Raw genomic sequence first — 2,204 nt, 5'->3', positions numbered from 1 at the left:
AAGCCCCGATCGCATCCCCACCCGAGACGACCAGCTCCCACAAATCCTCCGGCGAGGCCACACCCCCCGGCAGCCGGCAAGCCATCCCCACGATCGCGATCGGTTCGTGAAGGGCGGACTCCAGTTCACGTACCCGCTGCTGGGCACGTCGGGTGTCGGCCAGAGCGCGCCTGAGGTAGGCGCGCAGTTCGTCTTCAGAGGCCATCGTTCCTCGTTCCGTCGACCATCGCGAACAACTCCTCGTCGGTGGCCGCGTCGAGATCGGCCGTCTCCCCGGTGAGGTCGCGGAGCCGCGCCATGACCTCGGCGCGCTCGGCCGCGTCCGGAGGCAGCGCGGTCAGGGCCTCCTCCAGCAACCGCAGGGCGTGGACCGCGGGCGGGTCAGCCTCGGGCGTCAGCCGCGACTGGAGGAAGGCGGCCACCGCGAGCGGGGTCGGCTGGTCGAACAGCAGCGTCGCGGGCAGAGTCAGACCGAGTGCGGCGCCCAGCCGGTTGCGTAGATCGACCGCGGTCAGCGACTCGAAGCCCAGGTCCTGAAATACGGCGGCGGGGTCGAGTTCCTCCGGATCGGGGAAGCCGAGGACGGCGGCGGCCTGCATCCGGACGAGGTCGATCAGCGCGTCGGTGCGTTCCGGCTCGGTGAGCATGGCCAGCCGCGCGGCCAGCGGCTCGTCGGCCGGCTCCGGATCCTGGTCGGGGGTCGGGGCGGCACCGGCAGCCGCCGTCGCGGCCTCTCCGCCCTCCAGCCAGTAGCGCCGGCGCTGGAAGGCGTAGACCGGCAGCTCGACGCCGGGCGCCCGGCCACCGGCGAACAGCGGCGACCAATCCACCTGTACACCGTGCACATGCACGGCGGCGACGGATTTCAGCAGCCGTTCGTATCCGCCCTCGTCGCGGCGCAACGTCTCGGTGACGGCCACGTCCGCCGCGACCGTACGCGCCAGGGCGCCGACGCTCTCCAGCATGCCTCCGGTGAGCACCGGATGCGGGCTCACCTCGACGAACACGGTGTGGCCCTGCTCGGCCAGCGCGCGAACGGCCGGGTCGAGCCGAACCGTCTCGCGCAGGTTGCGGTACCAGTAGGCGGCGTCCAGTTTGTCGGTGTCGATCCAGTCGGCGGTGACGGTGGACATCAGCGGCACCTCGCCAGGGCGTGGCCGTACCTCGCTCAAGCCGTCGAGGAACTCGGCCCGAATGTCGTCGATGATCGGTGAGTGCCCGGCGAGGGTGGCCGCCCGGATGCGGCGCACACGCACGTCCTCCGCCTCAAGGGTGACCTGGAACGCGCCGAGCGCGTCGCTGTCCCCAGCGATCACTACCGCCGACGGGCCGTTCACGGTGGCCACCGACAACCGGCCCGCCCAGGCGGCGATGCGGGTCTCAGCCTCGGCGGCGGGCAGGGCGACCGACAGCATGCTGCCGCGTCCGACCAGCCGCCCGAGCAGCTTGCCGCGGAGTGCGACGATGCGCGCGGCCTCCGCCGTCGGGATCGCGCCCGCCACGCAGGCCGCGGCCAGCTCACCCTGGCTGTGCCCGACGACCGCGTCAGGATGGACGCCGAACGACCGCCACACCTCGGCCAGCGAGACCAGCACCGCCCACAGCGCGGGCTGCGCCACATCGACGCGTTCGAGCGGTGGCGCGGACGGCGCGCCGGTCAGCACGTCGAGCAGCGACCAGTCCAGGTGCGGGGCGAGGGCACGCGCGCATTCGTCGATCTTCGCGGCGAACGCCGGTGAGGTCTCCAGCAGACCGGCGGCCATACCGTCCCACTGCGAGCCGTGGCCGGGGAAGACGAAGACGGTCTTGTTGGATTTGCGGGCCATGCCCCGGACGAGCTGGGCGGCCGGTTCGCCGCGGGACAGCGCCGCCAGCCCGTCCAGCAACGTCTGGGTGTCCTGGCCGACCACGACGGCGCGGTGCTCGAACATGCTGCGCGTGGTCAGCAGCGCTTGGGCGATGCCGGTGGGGTCGGCGTCGGCCGCCACCGGCATCAGCCGGGCGGCCTGGGCGCGCAGGGCCCGCGGGCTCCTGCCCGAGATCGGCCATACGAGCGCGGGCGGGGCCGTCGACGGGGTCTCCTCCGGCTCGGCAGGTGGCTGTTCGAGGATGAGGTGGGCGTTGGTGCCGCTGACGCCGAAGGAGGACACCCCGGCCCGGCGTGGCCGACCGGTCTCCGGCCATGGCAGGGCTTCGGTCAACAG

The 2,204-nt window shown here is 72.8% G+C and carries 2 protein-coding genes; both read right to left on the bottom strand.

What is annotated here, in order from left to right:
- Positions 1 to 205: polyketide synthase docking domain-containing protein (locus tag AB0C30_RS59815; protein ID WP_357962684.1), on the bottom strand; the 205-nt coding region annotated here is incomplete at its 3' end.
- Positions 195 to 2,204: type I polyketide synthase (locus AB0C30_RS59810; RefSeq protein ID WP_357962681.1), on the bottom strand; the 2,010-nt coding region annotated here is incomplete at its 5' end. The genes AB0C30_RS59810 and AB0C30_RS59815, both read right to left, overlap by 11 nt.

Source organism: Nonomuraea sp. NPDC048901 (genome assembly GCF_040649695.1).
Classification (GTDB): domain Bacteria; phylum Actinomycetota; class Actinomycetes; order Streptosporangiales; family Streptosporangiaceae; genus Nonomuraea.
This window is presented reverse-complemented; position numbering and strand designations above follow the sequence as displayed.